Source organism: Haematomicrobium sanguinis DSM 21259 (assembly GCF_000688395.1).
Taxonomy (GTDB): domain Bacteria; phylum Actinomycetota; class Actinomycetes; order Actinomycetales; family Micrococcaceae; genus Haematomicrobium; species Haematomicrobium sanguinis.
Window position 1 is genome coordinate 220335 of the sequence record NZ_JIAG01000002.1, and the last position, 20120, is coordinate 240454.

A 20120-nucleotide genomic window follows, 5' to 3' on the forward strand; every position below is an offset into this window, starting at 1 on the left:
CTTCCTAGGCTAGGGGTTGCAGCTGAATTTTGCGTTAGCCCAGTCAGCCCAGTCGTTTCCGTTCCCATCTCCGCCGTCTCCCACCTTGAGCTCCACCACGCGCACCCCGCTCAGATCGGCCGAAATGTCTGCCGTCCGATTGGCCGGTGTGAGAATGTCGGTAGAAGCCAGCGAACGGCCGTCGCCCAGGACCTCGAAGCTGATCGATCCGCGGCTCGCTTGCTTGTCGTCAAGGCCCACGGTGGCGCTAAAGCTGGAGCACTGCCCCGCCACGAAGTAACGGATGGACGAGGGCGCGTGCGCTCCGAGCCCCTTCTCATAGATGACGCCGTTCAAGGACATCGGCGGCCCGTCGCCGGGATCGGTGGTGCCGTTGCTTTGGTCGAGCTCCACCGGACCCCACCCGTTGTCGGCCCCGATCCACTCGATGTCGCTGGCGAAGACCTCGCCGCGCGGCGGTTCTGGGTAGGTGGTGATCGTTTGCTCATTGCGCACGCTCACCACCTCGCCGTTCGCTTTGGTGTAGGTCGCAACCGCGGCCACCGGGTAAGAGCCGGTCGCGTCCGCGGGGACGGCAATCCGCCAGGTGGTGTCTAACCGGTCTCCGGCCTGCATCGAATCTGCGGTAGCGGGGGTGAGTGCCTCGGCGCTCCATCCCTCGGGCAGTTCCAGGGCGACGTTCACGTCAGAGACGGGTTCGGCCTCATCCACGGTTAAGGAACTCGTGACATCCACCGTGGTCCCCGGCTCGACCTTGTCTTCGCCCACGTTGAAGGAGAGTTGCGCGCAACCGACGTTGGCCCCGGTTTGCGGCCCCAAATCTTCAATCAGCAGGTTATCCAGCATGACATCGGCGTTTTGACTCCTTCCGGCGCGCTGCAGGCCAACCCAGGTTGCCCCGCACGCTCCGGCGGTGAATTCCTGGGTCCAGCGAGTCGTGTCCAGGGCTTGTGGGATCGGTGCCGCCTCAAGAACCTTGGAACCACCGGCAAGCGAGTCATAGCCCAGCGTCCAGTTGTATTGGTTCGCCTCGCTGGATTGGTAATCGAAGCTGACCCGGTACTTGCGTCCGGACTCGAACTTCACCGAATAGTTGCTCGTGCGGTAGACCATGCCCGGTCCGCCGTCGCTGGCTTGCCGTTCGGCGTGGGCCTTCAAGGACCAGTCCCCCGCAAGCACGTCATCCGTGGTCTTAGAGTTCCATCCCTTCTGGGTGTAAGGCTCGTTGCGTTCGGCCAAGTGCGTGCGCGGGTCGGTCGAACCGCCGACATCGCCCTTGTAGAACGGCCCCCACCCCTGGTCCACGTTTTCAAAGTCCTCGGCAAGGATTGGCGAGGTTGCGCCATCCGGCACCGCAACCCGCTTCGTCGCGACGACGCGCACATCGTCAATGCGCACCGGTGAGTCCCCCTCACCCGCGCTGACCTTAAGAACTGGCCTATCGCCGTCGTTCTTCACGTCAATGAGCACTCGGAGGCGCTGCGCGTAGGTGCCATGGCGCTCATCCGCGCCCACATAGTTCTTGGCAGTCGAGCGGTCCACCGAGACCGAGGCGTCCGCGGCTGCGCCGGTGACCGCGAAGGTCACAGGCCGGGTAGTTCCCGGCTCGATCTCGACGTACGCGCTCACCGAGTAGGTGCCCGGTGCGAGCGCACCGAGTTGCTGCTGGATCGAGGACTCGCCCGCGCCCAGCACCGCTGCGGTGCGGCCAAGTTCGTCCTTCTCGACGCTCGTAGTACCCGCCGGGTTCCACGCATCTAGGTTGCCCGCGTTGAACCCGGGATCGGTGACCGGAGTACCCGCTCCCCACACGGTGGTGGTCGGCAGGGCCGGGGCGAGCGCGTCGCGTCCGGCGTTGCCGGTGCCGGGCTTGGCCGGAACCAGCACGTACGGCTGACCGGCCTCAAGATCCAGGGTGAGGGTGCCGGTCTTTTTGGTGGAATTGCCCACGCTCACCGTGCCCGCGGAGACGCGGCCCTGATCGGTCAGTTTGTACACGTTCAGCTTCGCGTTCTTGCCGCCCTTGGCCGCGAGGAAACTGGTGGGAATCTCCCACGTAGTGGGGCCTCCCGCCGGGTTGTAGTAGTACAGCTTGGTGGCCTTGGTATCGCCCACGGCAGCGCCGTCGCGATCGGTCCAGGGCAACAGGTAGCTCTCACCGCGCTGTACCTCACGGCCATTCAAGGTGACCACGCGGGCGCCGTCGCGCAGTTCGGAAACCACATTGCCCGCGAATTCCGCGCGCGTATCGGTCAGCGACATGAGCTCGGAGGCCTGCAAGAACTTGGTCGGCACGTTGTTGGTCCAGATGTTCTTGTAGAAACCGGGCCAATCGTTTTGCTGGGTCCAGCCCTCAAACTCGACAATGTGGGTGCTCCCCAAGAGCGGGTCCGGGTTCCACACGTCCTGCTGGGTGTTATTGGTGAAGCGCAGGATGGTGGAATTGATGCCCTTGTTGTCCGAGCCGCCGTAGTTCTCATCATTAGCCCAGTGGGACCAGATGTTGTTGGGGAAGAGCTTGTCCGACCACTCCGAGGAGACTCGGAAATCATTGGCGATCAGTTCGCGCTGAATATTGCGGGCCAGCCAGCCGAACTTGTAGTACACATCGACGTAGACAAAGGACAGGTTGTTATCGGTTTCATCGGCCAGTTGCTTGATGCGCCCGGCGAGCGCCCCGCTGTTCGCGTCCTCCCGCTGCTTGATGTAATACGACTGGTCCAGCCAGTTCCAGCCCTTGGCCTTCGGATCCACCAGATCTTCGGAGAACATGTTGGACTCGGGGTAGGCCTCGGTCGCGTTCACGTGCACGCCAAAGGTGGCGTTGTACTCCTTGCCCTGGCTGAGCAGTGTGTTGAGATCCTTGAGGCCGCCGGCGCGCGTGTTGTAATTGCCGCCCATATCTGTGTTGGCCGAGTCATGGCCTTCCGAGGTGTAGCCCTTGAGGAGCGCCTGCTGCCCCAGCCCGTCAGTGGACAGCGCGATGCGCTTGACGTCATCGAGGGTGCGCAGGAACGGGTGCGTCGCTTGCGAGGCGAAGTTGAACGGAATGTGGGTCACCACGTTCTTTTTCGTCTCATCCCCGCGGTACGGGCGGGTCATAATGTCCCGCAGCGCGATGGCGCCGTCCTGCCAGGTGACGGTGTTGTCGCTATTCGCGTCCGCGGTCACCACCACTTTTGTCCACGGCAGTTCCTCGGTGTTCGGGGCGCCGGGTGCGCGGTAGAGCCACGCTCCGCTAGAGAGGCCTACCGTGCGGGTGTCGCCGGTGCCTGCGCCGGTGCCCGTGCCTGCTCCGGTGATTTGGTGCCACACCCGGGCGCTGTCGCGGCGATCCGGGCCACTGTCGCTGTCATAGAGGGAATTCGTTTCCACCGCCGCGGCCAACTCTCCGGTGTTCACGAGCGCGTACGCCGAGGACTGCGCCTGATCCTGCACCGGGGTTTCGGCCGTGATGGGCGTGAACTGATCGCCGGATTGGGCCCGGTTGACCGAAATATCCACACTGGAAAGTTGTGCCCCGGGTTGTGTGGAATTCACCGAGACGAGATTGTGCCCGGGGATCTGCAACGAGGCGACCTGCGCGTCCGGGTCGGTGATCTCGGTGATCTTGAAGCTCAGCTGGCTTCGCTCCACCGTGAGGCTCGCCTTCATGCTGACACCGGCGAGTTTCTCGAAACTGAGGGTGTAGCTGGCGGTGGTTGTGGTGCTCGCGTCCAGGGTGGCCTTCACCGGTTGCGCCTCGCCGTTGATCAGCATCTCGGTAATCGGCGTCGAGTTGCCGCCAAGCGTCCCGGGCTTCCCGGCGAGCTGGTATTGCTCAGCTTGCGGGAAGTCGCGGGAAACTTGCACGCGCATTTGCCCGGAGTCTAGCCAGAGTTCGGTGGTGTCCGGTGCCGCCATGGCCAGCGGCGCGGTTGGCGCCACGAGCGCCGCGGTGGCAAGAAGCACGACGGCGATGCGCCCCTTCCTGCCGCGTCTCACCGCGGGTGGGGCTTGCGTGGGCGATGAGTTGTGGGCTGGATTGCCGGATAGCTTGCGGGGGCTGCTCAGGGCGCGAATACCAAACATCATTGTCTCCAGGTGTGTGTGATATGCATAACATACTGGGTTTTAGGAGCGTGGGGAAGACCTCTGCGCGATTATTCTTCGGGACTTTTGCGGCGAGGCTCCTTGGGTCTTGGCATCTCGCCGCGCACCCAGCCCCATACCGCCGCACTCTCCGCCTGGCTCACCGCCGCACTCTCCGCCTGACGCACCCCGGCGCCTCTCGCCACCCACCCCAACTCCCCTGCCCACCATCTGTCGACTTCGGCTACTGCGCTGGGCGTCAGCACTTCAGCCCCGTTTAAGTCATTCCGGGTTGGTGCGCGTCACGTTTGCCCTAGTCAGGGCTCTGCAGTCAGCGCGGCTGCACCCCAACCGCCCGCTATGCGGGGCTGAAATGCTGGTCGCTCACCGTCTCTCGCCGCGCACCCACCCCCACCGCCCCGCACACCATAGAACACATCTGTCAGACTGATTTTCTATACGTTGACTTAATAGAACTAGTGTTCGATTCTTAAAGGGTGTCACTTCCCCTGGCTTCTCCGTCTTTTCCCGACCCCTCGGGAGCGGTCGGCGGTGCCCTGGGGCCGGGCACCAGCCGCGAGGAACGGCTCGCGGCCGTGCGCCAACTCCAAAGCGCAATTGCCGGGCGTCAAGGCCACCGCATCCCGGACCGCGCCCTCTCGGTAGACCCTGAGTTTGCCGAGGTTCTCGAGCACGGTGCGCTACAAATGGGACGCAGTTATGAGGTGCACGGGAGCGTCGCATTTTCGCTCGCACTTGCCGCGCAAGCAACCCGCCGGGGCAGCTGGGCGGCGGTCATCGGTTTCCCCGAACTCGGTGCCGAGGCGGTATCCCAGCTGGGTGTGAACCTGGCCCAAGTGGTGTTCATCCCCAGCCCCGGACCGCACTGGCTAAACGTGACGTCTGCCCTGGTGGGCAACGTGGACATTGTGATCCTGGACCCCGGCAAGGACGCACCAAGGAATCAGAAAGCACCGGCCCCCAACGGCAAACTCTCCCAGTTCAACGCGAAGTTACGTCAAGCGAATACCGTGCTGCTCGCGCACAGTCCGTGGTTGCATGCCTCGGAAGTTTTTCGGGTCAGTACCCGCGCCTGGGAGGGGCTCGGCCGCGGACACGGCCGATTGCGCGCTTGCGAGTTCAACGTCAGTGCGCAATCTCGAACCAGCCACCGTTCGCGATCTCTCAGCGTACGGCTCGATCCGAGTCACCAGAATTCACACGGCACACAGCGGAGCGAGGAATGGGTTACGCAGACGGGATAAGCGGTTTGGCGCCAGTGAGTCCCCGAGCGATGTTCTTGTTCTTCCCGCTCTTCTCCCTCACCGCCGCGACCCTCGAACATGGAGCGGATCCGTTGGATGCGCTGGCCGTGCAAAGCCGCGGCCGGATTGTGCAGTGCTCGCCGGCGGCCGCCACGGAAGGCGTTCAGCCCGGGGATCGGGTGCGGCAGGCGCAGTCGCACTGTCCGCAGTTGGAAGTGTGGCCCTATGATCGGGCCACCGATGAGCGACACTTTGCCCCCGTCATTGCCGCCGTGGAGCAACTCATCCCTCAGGTGTATCCGCTCTCCCCCGGCCGTCTCGCGCTACCGGTGCGCGGCCCGGCCCGCTATTTCGGCAGCGAGCAGGCCGCCGCCGAAGAAATCGCGCAACTCTTGGCCGATGAGGGGTTCTTCCCCGGACTCGGCGTATCCGAGGGACTCTTTGTCGCCGAACACGCCGCGCAACTGGCCGCGCACCGCGCTTACGGCACCCCGAACGGCACCTCGAGCGGCGCCCCGAACGGCACCTCGAGCGGCGCCCTTGGCGCACACCCCGGGGCCAGCGCCACTGCGCCTACCCCGCCGCGCTCCCCGATCCTGATCCTGCCGCCCGGGCGCGGCCCTGCATTCGCCGCCGAACTGCCCATACACGTCCTCGCCGCCGAACGCGTCTACCGCAAGGGCCAGGAAGAAACCCCGTTTGACGAGCTCGCCCAGTCCTTGACCGGCCTGGGGCTGCGTACACTAGGCGAATTCGCCGCCTTCGCTCCCGCCACGGTGCTCGCCCGTTTTGGCCCGGGCGCAATACCCGCACACCAGTACGCCCGCGGTATCGACCCGCGTCCGGTCATCCCGCGCTCACTGCCGCCGGACTTCAGCGTCGGCCGCGACTTCGACCCGCCGCTCGAGCGCAGCGACCAACTCGCCTTCAGCATGAAACGCTCGGCCGAGGAGTTTATCGACGCCCTGTACGAGCACGGCCTTGTCGCCACCGGCGTGGACGTGATCCTGCGCGCGGACAACGGCACCGAATCACGCCAGCACTGGAACCACCCGCGATACTTCGGCCCCGATGACGTCCTGGACCGGCTGCGCTGGCAACTGGATTCCACCACCTCGCACACTCCAGACGCTGCCATCGCGCACGCCCGGTTCGAACCCGGACGCACCGTCAGCACCTCCAGCGCGAGCACCGGACTGTGGGGTTCGGGCCCGGAGCAAAAGGTGCATCACAGCTTTTCCCGGGTGCAAAGCATGCTCGGCCACCGCGATGTACTCACCGCCCACCTTTCCGGCGGACGCACCCTGGCCGAACGCCAAATCTTCACCCCCTGGGGCGAAGCGCCGAGCGAACAGGAGCGCGAACGCATCGCCACCCACACTCGCCCCTGGCCCGGAGCCCTCCCTGCGCCCACGCCCTCCACCGTGTTCGCGATCCCCGAGCCCGTCCGGTTTTTCAGCACTGAAGACACACCCCTGACCGTCACCGACCGCGGCGCCTTGACCGCCACCCCCGCGCTCTTTCTGCGCAACCCCAATCATCCCGGCCTCATGACGCGCCATGAGGTCACCGCCTGGTCCGCCCCGCTCCCGTTAGAGCAACGCTGGTGGGACGCCCCCACCACCCCCAGCTATCGCCTCCAAGTGGTGGACGCGGACACCCGCGCCTGGCTACTCATCTTCCGGGATGGCATCTGGTTCATCGAAGGCAGTTATGACTAGGAGCAACTATGGGCTTCAATAACCCGGGAGTGCCCTGGAAAGACATGGCCCGGCGCCTTGCCGGCACACCCTTATCTTCACCGGGCCCATCTTCACCGGACCCATCTTCACCGGGCCCATCTTCACCGGCACAGAAGAACGACGGCGATGCCCCGCCTCCCACGCGCACCTCACCAGAGAGCGCCTCACCCGGGCATTCCCCCGCGTACGCACCGCAACCAGGTGAGGCCGGACATGTTCCCTACGCCGAGTTGCATGCGCACACCCACTTCAGTTTTTTGGATGGCGCGTCCTCGCCCGCCGCGCTCATCACCCAGGCGGCCGCTCTGGGGTTGACCGGCATCGCGATCACCGATCACGACGGTTTTTACGGTGCCCCGCAGTTTGCCGAGGCCGCGGACGCGCACCCCGGGCTCAAAACCGTCTACGGTGCCGAACTCTCGCTCGGGCTCACGAGCGTTCAGGCGGGAAAACCGGACCCGGAAGGGGATCACTTGCTCGTGCTCGCGCGCGGCAAGGAGGGGTACCACCGTCTCGCTTCTGCCATTACGCACGGTCAGTTGGCGCGCAGCGCCGAAAAGGGCAGACCCATCTATGATCTGGAAACCTTGGCCGAAATGTCCGGCGGACACTGGCAGATCCTGTCCGGGTGCCGCAAATCCGCGGTGCGCCGGGCGCTTGAGGCGGAGGGCATTTCCGGTGCCGCCTCACGGTTGTCCCGCTTAGGCGAGCTATTCGGGGAAGCGAATATCGCCGTCGAACTTCACCATGGCGGCAACGCCGAGGATGATGCGCGCAACGATGCGTTGGTGCGGGCGGCGGCGCGGTTGCGGCTGCCCGTGGTGGCGACCGGGAATGTGCACTATGCGCGGCCCGAGGGGCATCGGTTGGCGGCGGCGTTGGCGGCGACCCGGGCGCGCCGGTCCTTGGCCGAGGCGGATGGGTGGTTGCCGCCCGGTCCCGCGTATTTTGTGCGTAGCGGGGCGGAGATGGCGCGCCGTTTTGGGCATTACCGGGACGCGGATGGGGTGGATCCGGTGGCCCGATCGGTGCTGTTGGCCGAGGATTTGGCGTTTGAATTGCGGGCCGCGAAACCGCGATTACCGAAAATTGATTTACCGGATGGGCATACCCAAATGAGTCATTTGCGTGCGCTCGTTTTTGCCGGAGCAGCGCGGAAATATCCGGGAATGCCAGAGCATGTAACCCGACGCCTTGAACATGAGCTGGCGGTGATTGAAAAAAAGGACTTTCCAGGATATTTTTTGATCGTTTATGAGATTGTAAAATTCGCACGATCCCAGGGGATTTTGTGTCAGGGTCGCGGCTCGGCGGCGAACTCGGTGGTGTGTTATGTGCTGGACATTACCGCGGTGGACCCGATTGTGTTTCGACTGCCATTTGAACGCTTTTTGAATTCGGTGCGCGATGAGGAACCGGATATTGACGTGGATTTTGATTCCGAGCGGCGCGAAGAAGTCATTCAGGAGGTGTACCGGCGCTACGGAAGGCTAAACGCGGCGCAAGTGTGCAATGTGGTGACGTATCGGCCGCGGAATGCGGTGCGGGATATGGCAAAGGCGCTCGGATACTCGAGTGGCCAGCAGGATGCCTGGAGTAAACAGTTAGAGAATTTGCACGGCGATTCCTTTGTTCCCGATAATTCGATTCCGCGTGCCGTTCAGGAATTGGCGGCGCAGCTGGACCGGTATCCGCGGCATTTAGGGATTCATTCCGGCGGCATGGTTTTGACCGAACAGCCGGTGAGCGAAATTTGTCCGGTGGAAAATGCGCGGATGGAAAACCGGACCGTGCTGCAGTGGGATAAGGATGACTGCGCCTACATGGGGCTGGTCAAGTTTGATTTGCTCGGGCTCGGGATGCTTGCGGCGATCCAACGGTGCTTTGATTTTGCCGCGGCGCACTGCGGCGAGCAGTGGGACCTGGATGCGATCCCCAAGGAGGAGGCGGCCGTGTATGACCAGTTGTGCCGGGCCGATTCGATCGGGGTTTTTCAGGTGGAGAGCCGGGCGCAGTTGGGGCTGTCGCCGCGGTTGCGGCCGCGCCGGTTTGAGGATCTGGTCATTCAGGTGGCGCTCATTCGGCCCGGTCCAATTCAGGGAAATGCGGTACATCCGTACCTGCTGCGTCGGCACGGGAAAGTGCCGGTGACCTACCCGCACCTGAAGCTGGAACCCATTTTGGAGCGCACCTGCGGCATCCCGATTTTTCAGGAGCAAATCATGCAGATGGCGATGGCCGTCGCGGATTGCAATGCCGAGGACGCGGACTTGCTGCGCCGCGCGATGGGGTCCAAACGCGGGGTGGAGCGGATCGATTCGGTGCGCACCCGGTTGTATGAGGGGATGGCCAAGAACGGGATCACCGGGCAGGCCGCGGACACCATTTATGAGCAGGTCAAGGCCTTTGCGAACTTTGGTTTTGCCGAGAGCCACGCCTGCAGTTTTTCGTTACTGGTCTATGCCAGCGCCTGGTTGCGTTTGCACTATCCGGCGGCGTTTTTGGCGGCGCTGTTGAACTCGCAACCCATGGGTTTTTATGCTCCGCACACCCTGGTTGAGGATGCCAGGCGGCATGGTGTCACGGTACGCCGCCCCAGTCTGATGTATTCGGTGGCAGAAGCCGGGCTAGAGCCGATCGAAGGGCCGGAGATGAAGGTTTCGGCTACGGATCCGGGCGGGTTGGACGCATGTTGCGAACGCCACCAACCGCCGGTGGGACCTTTCGATCCGGACGCGCCCCACGATTTTGCCGCGCACCGCCGGGACAACCAGGTTGCGGTACGGCTTGGACTGTCCTCGATCACATCAGTGAGCGATGAACTCGCCAAGCGCATTGTGGCCGAGCGGGAACGCGGCGGGCATTACGCCTCGTTGACAGATTTGGCTCGGCGCGTGGAAATGAGCGCGGCGCAATTGGAGGCGCTGGCCGAGGCGGGTGCGGTAGAAGAGGTGCACCCGGGACGGCGCTCGGCGCTCTGGGAGGCGGGGCTCGCCGCCCGGGAGAAGTATGGCCAGCTCCCGGGCACGTCGCCGTGGACCGCGGCCCCGCAATTGCCGCTGTTCAACGAGTGGGACACGCTCATCACGGATCTGCGCACCACCGGGCTCTCGGTGGACGACCACCCGATGCGGCACGCACGGGGCGTGTTGGCAAAATCCGAGGTATACACGGTGGAGGAATTGGGCACGGTCACGAGTCAGCGGCGCATTAAGGTGGCCGGTCTTGTCCGGCATCGCCAACGTCCGGCCACGGCAAATCACACCACGTTCTTGAACCTGGAAGATGAGACCGGGATGGTCAATGTGGTGTGCTCGCAAGGGGCGTGGAAACGGTATCGGGAGGTGGTGCGGCACTCGAACGCCCTGATTGTGCGCGGCATTTTGGAGCGCAGCGCAGAGGGCGTCATCAACGTGCTGGCCGACCGTTTCGACGCGCTGGAACTCGCAGTGCCGCACAAGTCCCGCGATTTCCAGTAGCGCACAGATTCCACTAGCGCACAGGCAAAATCCCCGCGGAGCGCACACTAGAAATCGACTGTGCAGATAATGCACGCTTTGACGGCGTGTCGCGTGCGTGTTCTGCACAGTCGATTGTGGGGGTGGGGAGAATGGGGGGATGAGCGCGACGCAGAAAAAACTGGACTATTCCAGGATCACCACCGAGTTCGCCGGGCTACCCCTCTCCAAGGTCACCGACTCCATGTTGAAGCGTTACCGCCGTTTCCTGCTCGTCTCCAGTTTGCTCACCGCCGGTTCGCTCGCGTTGCTAGTTGGCGGTTCGTTGACCTTCCCGGCCGTGGTGCTCAAAGCGGAGTTCCAGCTTGGCAGCTCTTCCTCGCGACCGCTCGTGCTGTCCCTGATCGTGTCCGGGCTGCTGATCTTTTCCGGAGTCTGGGAGTGGTGGAATTATCGCAGCCGCGCGAGCTACGCCCGCCATCTGACCCGCAAACACCGGTGGTTCGCCGGACCGTGGCGGGTCAACCTCGGCCGCATCGAATGGTTCAAGGAATTCGAATCCACGCTCACGGTCGGCATGCTCGCCTTCGTCACGACCACCACCTTGATCATGAGCGCGCTCCAGTCAAGCGTCGCCGAAGCGCTTGACAATGAGGCAATGGCCGGGGCCTACACGCTCGCATTCGCGGTCGTGATCCTGCTCGTGACGCTCTCCATCATTTTTCGGCGCATTTACCGATCCCAGGAAATGGCTAACGGAATCGCCGAGGATGAGCTTTCCGCGCAGAAGAACGACGGCGATGCCTCCGATGCGGAGCAGGTTGCCTTCCCCGCGCCTCACGATCCGGAGAAAAGCTAGAGCGTCGCGGCAAAGTCCGTGAGGTAGCTGCGGAAAAAGTCGCGCCATTGATCGCGCGCGGCCGCCGTGTCGATTTTGGTGACGGTCGCACCCACCATGGACTTTTCAGCCCCGCGTGATTCGACCACGAGCTGGATGCGCGTTCCGTCGGCGCCATCGGCTCGCCAGTAGCTGCGCACCGGTGTCACCGAGGTGCGCACGTTGTTGACCGCCAACCCGTTCAGCTCGGTCGGTTCCCCGGCGAAAGCGACGAGGGCATCAAACACGGTCTCGAGCGAACCCGGTACGGTTTTGGTGACGCTTGCCTCGAAACTGCCGTCGTTTTTCTGCCCCGGTGCGCGTCGACCAATTTCCTGCTCAAAAGCGACGGCGACACCCTGGGCCCACCATCCTGGGTTGTCCAAGCCGGCAGGCATGTTCGCTAAGGCCAACTCGGCAATCCTGCCGTGCTCAAGCGCCCTGGCCCCCGCCGTCTCTAAGCGCGCAACCCACTGTGACCACGGCGTGCCGGTGGCCCTCTCAATTGCGCCGGTGTTCGCTGCCTTGACCATGGTTGCTCCGTCCCGAGTTTTCCCCGTCATTCTAGGTTATGACCGTGCGATCAGGGCGTAAGATTGACCAATCATGCCGCACCAACCCTCCACACGCGAAGCCATCCTTCGAGCGGCCGCGAGCCTCTTTGCCCGCCGCGGGTACCTGGGCACCTCCACCCGGGAAATCGCACGCGCCGTCGGGATAGCCCAGCCCTCCCTGTTTCATCACTTCGATTCCAAAACGTCCATTGCGATGGCGCTTTTTGACTACCAGCGCAATCACTTGCCCTCCTTTAGGAAGCATCTTGACTTGCCGGATGCCTCCCCGGCGGTGCGCTTCTATCAAGCACTACGCGCCGAAGGTATGGCAGCCATGAGCAGCGAATATGATTTGCGCGGCTTCTACCTCACCGAGGTCATGGATTACCCGGAATTTGCCGAGTGGAAGAAGGGACTGGAGGACGCGAAAGGGTTCCTGGCCTCGTTGATCCGCCAGGGCGTGGAGTCCGGAGATTTCATTCAACAGGATGTCCGCCTCTTAATGCGCGTTTTCGATGCCGTCTACTCGCAAACCCTGCAATGGGCGCCGATGCATGAAAACCAGCTGGACATCTCCGAATATGCGGCAATTCTGATGCGCCTGGTCGTGAAAGACCCGAGCCAGATTCCCGCCATTCGCGCCGAGGCGGACGCACTGATGGCAGAACGTTCCCAGAAAGATTAAGGCTCTGAAACAAAATGCCTCGCGGCACCCGCGCCACGCAAAAGTTCTGCCATAATCGAAACTGACCCCGCTCACCGCAACGCGAGGAATAGCCATGTCAGCTTCGCCGCCACCCCACTTAGCAACGGTGGGCACGTCGCGGCGCCGACTCCTCAGTATCCTCCTGGTGGCAACGCTCTTCCCGGCTCTTGCCGGGTGCGCCGCGGTACAGGCGAGCGAAGGCAATCAAGCCGGGAACACGCCGTCGAACATCGCCTCCGCAACCCCCACCCCGGTCAGCTACGCGGTCTATGGGGACTCGATCACCATCGCGGACAGCCCGGACACCTCCGAGCCGCTCTTAGGCACCTGGTCCTGGACGCGTTTTGTCAATGACACCGTGGCCACCTATTCGGCCGGCTACGCGCGCGGCGGTGTGTCGACTCGGGATTTGCTCGAGGTTGCCAAGCCGATGGAGGCCGATGTCCTCGTCATTATGGCTGGAACCAATGACATTTATCAGAGCATTCCGCGCGCCGAAACGTTGAAAAACATTGAAAAAATCGTGGCGAAGACCGGGATTAAACGGGTTATTTTGTCCTATATTGCGCCTTTTGACCCGCGCCCCTCGCCCATCAAAAATGCACCCATTCTGGCGGAGAAGCTCAACGACTCTTTAGCCAAACTGGCCGAGGAGAACGGCTGGTCCTTTGTGGATCCGATGAAGAGTTTCCGCAGCGGAGACGAGTGGGCGAACCGCGCCAAAATGACCCCGGACGGGGTGCACCCGTACACGGCGGCGGCGAAGCTCATCGGCCAGTCCATGACCAAGGCCATCGCCGCCTCCGTCGAAAACGGTTAGCGTTTCCGGCGCTCGCGAATGCGCATGGACACCTCGAGCGGTGTGCCCTCAAAGCCAAATGTTTCCCGCAAGCGGCGTTGAATGAAACGGCGATAACCGGGATCCAAGAAACCGGTGGTGAAAAGCACAAACTTCGGCGGCCGGTTGGACACCTGGGTGCCGAACAGGATGCGGGGCTGCTTGCCGCCGCGCACCGGGTGCGGGTGCGCTGCCACGAGTTCGCCGAGGAACGCATTGAGACGGCCGGTGGGGATGCGCTTGTCCCAGGATTCCAGGCTCTTTTCCAGCGCGGGGACAAGCCGATCCTTGTGCCAGCCGGTCTTCGCCGAGAGGTTCACCCGCGGCGCCCAACTCACGTGCGCGAGTTGCTGATCGATTTCACGCTCCAGGTAGCGACGGCGCTCATCATCCATCAGGTCCCACTTGTTGAACGCGAGCACCAGCGCGCGGCCGGAGTCCACGGCCATCTGCAGAATGCGCACGTCCTGCTCGCTGAGCACTTCATCCACGGCGAGGAGCACGACGGCGACCTCGCACCTATCCAGCGCGGCTTGCGTTCTTAAGCTGGCATAGAAATCTGCGCCCTGTTGCTGGCGGACGCGGCGGCGGATGCCCGCGGTGTCCACGAAACACCAGGTTTTGCCGCCGAGTTCCACGTATTCATCCACCGGATCGCGGGTGGTGCCGGCAAGGTCATTGACCACGACGCGCTCGGAGCCGGCCAGTTTGTTGAGCAGCGAGGATTTGCCCACGTTGGGCCGCCCCAAGAGCGCCACGCGGCGCGGACCGCCGGAGCGGATCGTGGTATCGACCTCGGAGAACTTCGGCAGGATATTCAGTGCCTCATCCAGCAGATCCGCCACGCCGCGGCCGTGCATGGCCGATACGGGGTACGGCTCCCCTAGCCCAAGGCTCCACAGCGCGCTGGCGTCCGCTTCGCCGCGAGCGTCATCCACCTTATTGGCAACCAACAGCACCTTTTTGCCCGCGCGACGCAGCATCCGAACGACCTCTTCATCGGTGGAGGTGACACCGACTCGAGAGTCCACCACCATGAGCACTGCATCGGCAAGTTCCACTGCGGCTTCGGCTTGTTGGGCTACCGAAGCGTTAATGCCCTGGACCTTTTGCTCCCAGCCGCCGGTGTCTACCAGGGTGAAGTTGCGGCCGTTCCAGTTTGCCGAGTACATCACGCGGTCACGGGTGACGCCCGGGGTGTCCTCGACGACGGCGGCGCGGCGGCCGAGAATGCGGTTGACGAGTGTGGACTTTCCGACATTGGGGCGGCCTATGATGGCCAGGACCGGGTCGGCGCCGAGCACCGGCGCTTCTTCACCGGATTCGGGGTCCCAGTCGAGCAGGGCGGTGTCATCCTCGTCGAGGTCATAGTCGGCCAGCCCGGCGCGCAGAGCCTCGGCGCGTTGCTCGGCCTCAAGCTCATCCATGGCAAAGACGCGCTCGGCCACCGAATCGTCCTCGGTTGCCGGGATGTATTCGTCACCGGAATTCTCGTGCTGGGTATCGCTCATGCGCTCTCCTTGGTGTCAAAGGGTAAGTCTATTCCGGTGGACGCCACCGCGGCGGAAATGTGCGCGGAGAGGCGTTGCTGAATTTGGGTGACGGTGTGTGCCATACGTGCCCGCCCCGAGAGCGTCGGGTCCTGGTCAGGGGTGATGGGCTCGCCAAAGTCGATGGCGAACCGGCGGCGGAACTTCGGGACCACATTGACCGGCTCGCTTCCGGTTCGGGTTCCGAGGATGGCAACGGGAACAATGGGGGCACCGCTTTGCACCGCGAGCCAGGCGACGCCGGTCGCCAGGGATTCCGCCCGTCCGTTGCCGCGAGTGCCCTCGGGCAAGATGCCAACGCAACGTCCCATCTTCAGTACGCCGAGCGCGTCGGCGAGCGCCTTGCGGTCACCGGTGCGATCCACTGGGATGGACCCCGCGTATTTGAGGAGTTTGCCCAGCGGGTTATCAAAGAATTCTTGTTTCACCATGACGTGCATAGGCCGCGGAGCCACCCCGTACATGAGCGGCCCGTCAAGATAGCCAATGTGGTTCCCGGCAAAGATTACCGGTCCGTCGGCAGGGACGTTGTCGGTTCCGGTGACCCTGGTGTTGTAATAGCCGTGCGCCAGGATGCGGCCGACGGGTTTACCCCATATAGGTCCCCACAGAACAGGGCCGGTTTTCTCATTCGCCATTGTTGACCACAATCTGAATGACGGCCTGAACCGTTTGCTCGAAGTCCAAATCGGATGAGTCCAGGGTGACCACGCCGTCGGCTGCGGTGGTGAAGTTCGCGGCCGACGAATCCTTCGCATCCCGTCCGGCGACTTGGGCTCGCAACGCCTCACTTTCCTGTGCCTCTCCGGCTTCGCTCAACTGGGCTGCGCGGCGGCGCAATCGGGATTCTTCCGAGGCCGTCAGCAGGATACGGGTGTGCGCATCGGGTGCAACAACGGTGGTGATGTCGCGTCCCTCGGCGACAATGCGGTGCCCGCACTCGGCTATGACCGCTTGTTGGCGAGAAATGAGTTCGGCGCGGGCACCCATCGTCGTTGCGACGTAGCTGACCGCCTCGGAAATGCGCGGTTCCCGGATCGCCGCGGTGACGTCCCGACCATTCGCGACCACGAGCTCGCGGGCAGGGTCGGTGGAAAGTTCCAACGACACCTCCCGCGCAAGGGCCTCCACCCGCACCGCGTCTTCCAGATCGATCGCCGCATCCAACGCCGCCCAGGTGACGGCTCGATACATCGCGCCGGTGTCCAAATACGCCAAGTGCATTCGCCGCGCCACTTCGCGGCTCACGCTGGACTTGCCCGATCCGCTCGGACCATCGATGGCCACCACCAACGGGCGGCCAAGACGAAAGTGCGACACATCCTGCGCGTTCACTGAGCCGTGTCTATCCCGCGTGTTCACTGCGCTGTGTCCATCCTGCGTGCTCATTGCACGACCTTCCATCCGCGCTCGGCGAGAGCCCCGGCGAGTTCCTTTTCGCGCGCGGGCATCACCGAAACCTCCACGATCCCCACCGGCGCTCCGGCCGAGTGCCCCATCCGCAAATCCTCCAGGTTGATTCCGGCCTCGCCAATATCGGCGAGCAACCGGGCAAGTTGACCGGGCGAATCGTCCACGAGCACCGAGAGCCACGCGAAGCTCTGCGGCGGCACGCCGTGCTTGCCGGGGATACGTGCCTGCCCGATGTTGCCCTCGTCAATCAGCTGGGCAATGTCCAGACGTGAGCCCGGCGCCTCGGGGTCTTCCAAGGTGGCGATCAGCCGGTTCAGGTCCTCGCGCACGCCGTGCAGGAGGGGGACCACCTCGCCCGCATTGGCCGCCAGAATTTGCACCCAGAGCCGCGGATCGCTGGCCGCAATACGGGTCACATCGCGCAAACCATTTCCGGCCAGCGCCAGCTCATGCGGCTCGGAATCTTGCAGCCGGGACGCGATCATCGAGCTCATGACTTGCGGCAGGTGTGAAATGAGCGCGACCGTCCGGTCATGCTCGGCCGCGTCCATCTCGGTCACGTTCGCGCCCAGCGCCACCCCTAAATCACGGGCCACTTGGCGCGCCTCGGCGGAGGATTCCGGCATCGGGCACACAACCCACGGCATCGAGGTGAACAGCGCGCCGCGCGCGGCAACCGGCCCCGACTTTTCACGCCCGGCCATTGGGTGCGTCCCCACATAACGCGTCACATCGGCGCCGCTGGAGCGCAGCGCTGCCGCGATATCCGCTTTCACGCTCGCTATATCAAGCACGACGGCGTGTGGGAACCTGGTGAGCGCATCCTCGGCAATCTGGGCGACCACATCGGGAGGTGAGGCAACCACCACAAGGCGAGGGGCGTCGTCGTGCATCACGGGCCGACCCGCCCCAATGTCTGAAGCCACCGCCTGCGCGGACGGCGAGATGTCCTCAAGGAGGACCTCGACGCCTTGGGCGCGCAAGGCAAGGCCGATGCTCGCGCCCAGGAGGCCGGTGCCGATGATCAGCACGGGGCCCCGAACGCGCGCGGAACCGGTGGGCGCGGTGGTGGTGCTGGCGCTCATGCGCGCTCCTTTTCTGCGGTGCGGAGTTGGTTAGAGGCCGACGTCGGCGAGCAGGTGGCCGATTTCTTGCTTGCCGAGCGGGCGGATGCTGCCCGGCTTTTGATTGCCGAGCGTGATCGGGCCGAATTTGATGCGGACGAGGCGTTGCACGGGGAAGCCAACCGCGTCGAACAGGCGGCGGACAATACGGTTCTTCCCGCTGTGCAGCACGACCTCGACGAGCACTTTTCCGGGGGTGGAATCGACGAGTTTGAAGGAGTCGACCTTGGTGACGCCGTCTTCGAGCTCGATACCCTCGCGCAATTGGGCGCCGATGCCGTGGGGCATGGGGCCGCGAACCTGGACGAGGTAGGTTTTGGGGACCTCATACTTGGGGTGGGAGAGGCGGTTGGCGAGTTCGCCGTCATTGGTGAGAAGCAAGAGGCCCTCGGTGGCGACGTCGAGGCGGCCAATGTGGAAGAGCCGCTCGTTGCGTTTGGGTTTGAGGTAGTCGGTGATGGAGGGGCGGCCCTCCGGGTCATCCATCGTGGAGACGACGCCTTGGGGTTTGTTGAAGGCGTAGTAGCGGGTTTGGTCGTTGAGTTGCAGGCGGATGCCGTCAACGTGAATGGTGCTGGTGTAGGGGTCGACGCGCACCCCGAGCTCGGTGACGATCTTGCCGTCGATTTCAACCCGTCCCTCGAGGATCATTTCTTCGCAGGCGCGTCTGGAGGCGACGCCGGCTTGGGCCATGACCTTTTGCAGCCGCACGCCGTTGGGGTCATTGACCTCGTCAAAGTCGGCGGTCGCTTCCATGCGGGGAGCGGGTTTGCTGGCTTTTTTGCTGGACTTGGCTTGGTTGTTTTGTTTGGTGGGGCGGGCTGCAGGGCCCTTGCGCGCGCCAAGGTTGCTGCCGAAACGTTCATTGCCGAAGGCTTTGGGGCCGCGATGCTGGCGGGGCGCGTTGCCGGTCTTGCTGTTTTTGCCGGGTTTGCTGGGTTTGCTGGTTTGGCCTGGTTTCTTGCGTGGCGTGTTTGCCATGATGCTCCTTTGGTGGTCGCCTCTCGGCGAGCGTGACCTAGAATCCGCCTTCTTGCGGTTCCAGGTCCTGCAGTTGATCAAGTCCGGGAAGTAACGGTGAGAGCTCCGGGAGCTCCTCGAGATTCGCTATTCCTAATTTTTCCAGAAAGAGACCGGTCGTTTGGTAGAGAAACGCACCGGTGGCCTCGTCGGTTCCGGCTTCTTCGATCAGTCCGCGCTGTGTGAGCGTCTTGACGACCCCATCCACGTTGACGCCGCGGATTGCCGAGATCTTCGCCCGAGAGACCGGTTGCCGGTATGCCACCACGGCGAGGGTTTCCAACGCGGCCTGCGTCAGGCGCGCCGTCTGCCCTTCCATGACGTAGCGGGAGACGTAGGGGGCAAACTCCGCTCGAGAGTAGATGCGCCATCCGCCGCCCACACTGCGTAGCTCAAAGCCTCGAGGTGCGAATTCTGGAACTTCTCCATTGTAGCCGTCATACTCGGCGCGAAGTTTCAGCAGCGCCTTTTCCACTTCATCGACCGGACGCTCAACGAGGGTGGCCAACTGGACGGCCGGAATGGGCTCGTCGGTGACCATCAGGATCGCTTCCAGGGCCGCGGGCAGTCCGCCCGGGAGGTCGTCGAATTCACTCATCGTTATTTCCTTCTTGTTCTGCAGCAGCCGCAGGCGGGGTGTCGGTGGCCGGGGTGTCGGTGGCGTCGTATTCTTCGATAGAACTGCTACTCTCCCAGGCGGTGGATTCCGCGCTCCAGTGCACGCTGAGGTCCGCCAGCGGCGCCGCCTGATCAAAGGCGATGACCCGGTCGCGGTAGAGCTCCAAGAGTGCGAGGAACCGCGCCACCACCACGAGCGTGGAGTCCGCATCTCCGATCAGCGCGCGGAAACTGTGGGCCTTGCCGTCCCGGAGTCGATGCGCGAGGATTTCGGCCTGCTCCCGGACGCTCACGGCGGGTGCGTGCAGGTGCGTCAGCCCAACTTCGGTGGGTGCGGGCTCCTTCGGTTTGAGTGTCTGAGCGGCTATCTCGGCGAACTGCTCCGGGCTGAGTTTCCACACCAGTTCCGGGAGAAGTTGGGCAAAGCGGGGCTCCAGGGAGACCAGGCGCGGAAAGAAGTTCGCTTCCCGCGTCATGGCGGCGCCCATGATTCCGGCGGCCTCCTTGAATGCCTTGTACTGCAGTAGGCGGGCGAAGAGGAGATCGCGCGCTTCCAGGAGGGCAATGTCTTCTTCATCCTCGACGTTTCCGGACGGCAGCAGACGCGCGGCCTTGAGGTCCAGAAGAGTGGCGGCAATGACAAGGAACTCGCTCGCCTCGTCCAATGCCCACTCTTGGCCAAGCTCCTGCAGTCGGCGGATATAGGCGATGAACTCGTCGGTGACCTTCGCGAGCGCCACCTCGGTAATGTCCAGCTCGTGTTTGCCGATCAAGCCCAGGAGCAAATCAAAGGGGCCGGTGAAATTGTCGAGTTGAACGGAGAAACCAGACGTCTCGGGGAGCGTACTCGCGCTCACGTCTGCTGTTTCGCTCATGCGCTCACA

General features: G+C 63.5%; 15 protein-coding genes. 6 read left to right on the plus strand and 9 right to left on the minus strand.

Annotation, left to right across the window (positions count from 1 at the left end; translation table 11 throughout):
- Nucleotides 1–9: 9 nt before the first annotated feature.
- Nucleotides 10–3951, minus strand: coding sequence for an endo-alpha-N-acetylgalactosaminidase family protein (locus O148_RS14370; RefSeq protein WP_169737493.1), 3942 nt, complete (start codon nt 3949–3951; stop codon nt 10–12).
- Between the two features lie 617 nt (nt 3952–4568).
- On the opposite strand from O148_RS14370, the gene O148_RS18065 reads away from it, so the two are divergent.
- From O148_RS18065 to O148_RS0102710, 4 genes are all read left to right on the plus strand, one after another.
- On the plus strand, nt 4569–5336 hold the full coding sequence (locus O148_RS18065) for a hypothetical protein (protein ID WP_240470772.1): 768 nt from the start codon (nt 4569–4571) through the stop codon (nt 5334–5336).
- Between the two features lie 14 nt (nt 5337–5350).
- Nucleotides 5351–7057 carry a DNA polymerase Y family protein gene (locus tag O148_RS14375; protein WP_338035368.1) on the plus strand — a complete coding sequence of 569 codons (1707 nt, stop codon included), beginning with the start codon at nt 5351–5353 and terminating at the stop codon, nt 7055–7057.
- Nucleotides 7058–7065: 8 nt separating this feature from the next.
- Entirely contained in the window at nt 7066–10557 is a 3492-nt protein-coding gene (locus O148_RS0102705; RefSeq protein ID WP_026529695.1) for an error-prone DNA polymerase, read from the plus strand.
- Nucleotides 10558–10696: 139 nt separating this feature from the next.
- Nucleotides 10697–11395 carry a hypothetical protein gene (locus O148_RS0102710; protein WP_026529696.1) on the plus strand — a complete coding sequence of 233 codons (699 nt, stop codon included), beginning with the start codon at nt 10697–10699 and terminating at the stop codon, nt 11393–11395.
- On the opposite strand, the gene O148_RS0102715 is transcribed toward O148_RS0102710, so the two are convergent.
- A complete protein-coding gene (locus O148_RS0102715; RefSeq protein ID WP_157374467.1) occupies nt 11392–11976 on the minus strand; it encodes a hypothetical protein in 585 nt (194 codons plus the stop codon). The genes O148_RS0102710 and O148_RS0102715 overlap by 4 nt on opposite strands.
- Nucleotides 11977–12019: 43 nt before the next feature.
- Between O148_RS0102715 and O148_RS16900 the strand changes: the two genes are divergently transcribed.
- Entirely contained in the window at nt 12020–12652 is a 633-nt protein-coding gene (locus O148_RS16900; protein ID WP_051619742.1) for a TetR/AcrR family transcriptional regulator, read from the plus strand.
- Nucleotides 12653–12746: 94 nt separating this feature from the next.
- The gene (locus O148_RS0102725) at nt 12747–13493 is read left to right on the plus strand and encodes a GDSL-type esterase/lipase family protein (protein WP_026529698.1); all 747 of its coding nucleotides are present in this window, start codon (nt 12747–12749) and stop codon (nt 13491–13493) included.
- On the opposite strand, the gene der is transcribed toward O148_RS0102725, so the two are convergent.
- Genes der through O148_RS14395 form a run of 7 tightly spaced genes read right to left on the minus strand, consistent with a single transcriptional unit; the run spans nt 13490 to nt 20111 of the window.
- Nucleotides 13490–15022 (minus strand): ribosome biogenesis GTPase Der, encoded by a 1533-nt coding sequence (gene der / locus O148_RS0102730; protein WP_026529699.1) that lies wholly within the window; start codon nt 15020–15022, stop codon nt 13490–13492. The two genes, O148_RS0102725 and der, sit on opposite strands and share 4 nt — an antisense overlap.
- The gene (locus O148_RS0102735; RefSeq protein ID WP_051619743.1) at nt 15019–15699 is read right to left on the minus strand and encodes a lysophospholipid acyltransferase family protein; all 681 of its coding nucleotides are present in this window, start codon (nt 15697–15699) and stop codon (nt 15019–15021) included. The genes der and O148_RS0102735 overlap by 4 nt, the downstream gene beginning before the upstream one ends.
- Entirely contained in the window at nt 15689–16396 is a 708-nt protein-coding gene (gene cmk / locus O148_RS0102740; protein ID WP_035744521.1) for a (d)CMP kinase, read from the minus strand. The genes O148_RS0102735 and cmk overlap by 11 nt, the downstream gene beginning before the upstream one ends.
- 50 nt (nt 16397–16446) lie before the next feature.
- A complete protein-coding gene (locus O148_RS0102745; RefSeq protein WP_026529702.1) occupies nt 16447–17559 on the minus strand; it encodes a prephenate dehydrogenase in 1113 nt (370 codons plus the stop codon).
- A 30-nt stretch (nt 17560–17589) separates the two neighbouring features.
- Entirely contained in the window at nt 17590–18660 is a 1071-nt protein-coding gene (locus tag O148_RS14385; RefSeq protein WP_420805738.1) for a pseudouridine synthase, read from the minus strand.
- Nucleotides 18617–19216, minus strand: coding sequence for an SMC-Scp complex subunit ScpB (gene scpB / locus O148_RS14390; protein ID WP_035744523.1), 600 nt, complete (start codon nt 19214–19216; stop codon nt 18617–18619). Before scpB ends, O148_RS14385 begins: the two co-directional genes overlap by 44 nt.
- Nucleotides 19209–20111, minus strand: coding sequence for a segregation and condensation protein A (locus O148_RS14395; protein WP_051619744.1), 903 nt, complete (start codon nt 20109–20111; stop codon nt 19209–19211). The genes scpB and O148_RS14395 overlap by 8 nt, the downstream gene beginning before the upstream one ends.
- Nucleotides 20112–20120: the final 9 nt, after the last annotated feature.

Coding starts and splice junctions, on each gene's coding strand:
- O148_RS0102735 (WP_051619743.1), bottom strand. CDS start 15,699: ATGGCGAATGAGAAAACCGGCCCTGTTCTGTGGGGACCTATATGGGGT.
- O148_RS0102745 (WP_026529702.1), bottom strand. CDS start 17,559: ATGAGCGCCAGCACCACCACCGCGCCCACCGGTTCCGCGCGCGTTCGG.
- O148_RS0102715 (WP_157374467.1), bottom strand. CDS start 11,976: ATGACGGGGAAAACTCGGGACGGAGCAACCATGGTCAAGGCAGCGAAC.
- scpB (WP_035744523.1), bottom strand. CDS start 19,216: ATGAGTGAATTCGACGACCTCCCGGGCGGACTGCCCGCGGCCCTGGAA.
- O148_RS0102725 (WP_026529698.1), top strand. CDS start 12,747: ATGTCAGCTTCGCCGCCACCCCACTTAGCAACGGTGGGCACGTCGCGG.
- O148_RS0102710 (WP_026529696.1), top strand. CDS start 10,697: ATGAGCGCGACGCAGAAAAAACTGGACTATTCCAGGATCACCACCGAG.
- der (WP_026529699.1), bottom strand. CDS start 15,022: ATGAGCGATACCCAGCACGAGAATTCCGGTGACGAATACATCCCGGCA.
- O148_RS0102705 (WP_026529695.1), top strand. CDS start 7,066: ATGGGCTTCAATAACCCGGGAGTGCCCTGGAAAGACATGGCCCGGCGC.
- O148_RS16900 (WP_051619742.1), top strand. CDS start 12,020: ATGCCGCACCAACCCTCCACACGCGAAGCCATCCTTCGAGCGGCCGCG.
- O148_RS14395 (WP_051619744.1), bottom strand. CDS start 20,111: ATGAGCGAAACAGCAGACGTGAGCGCGAGTACGCTCCCCGAGACGTCT.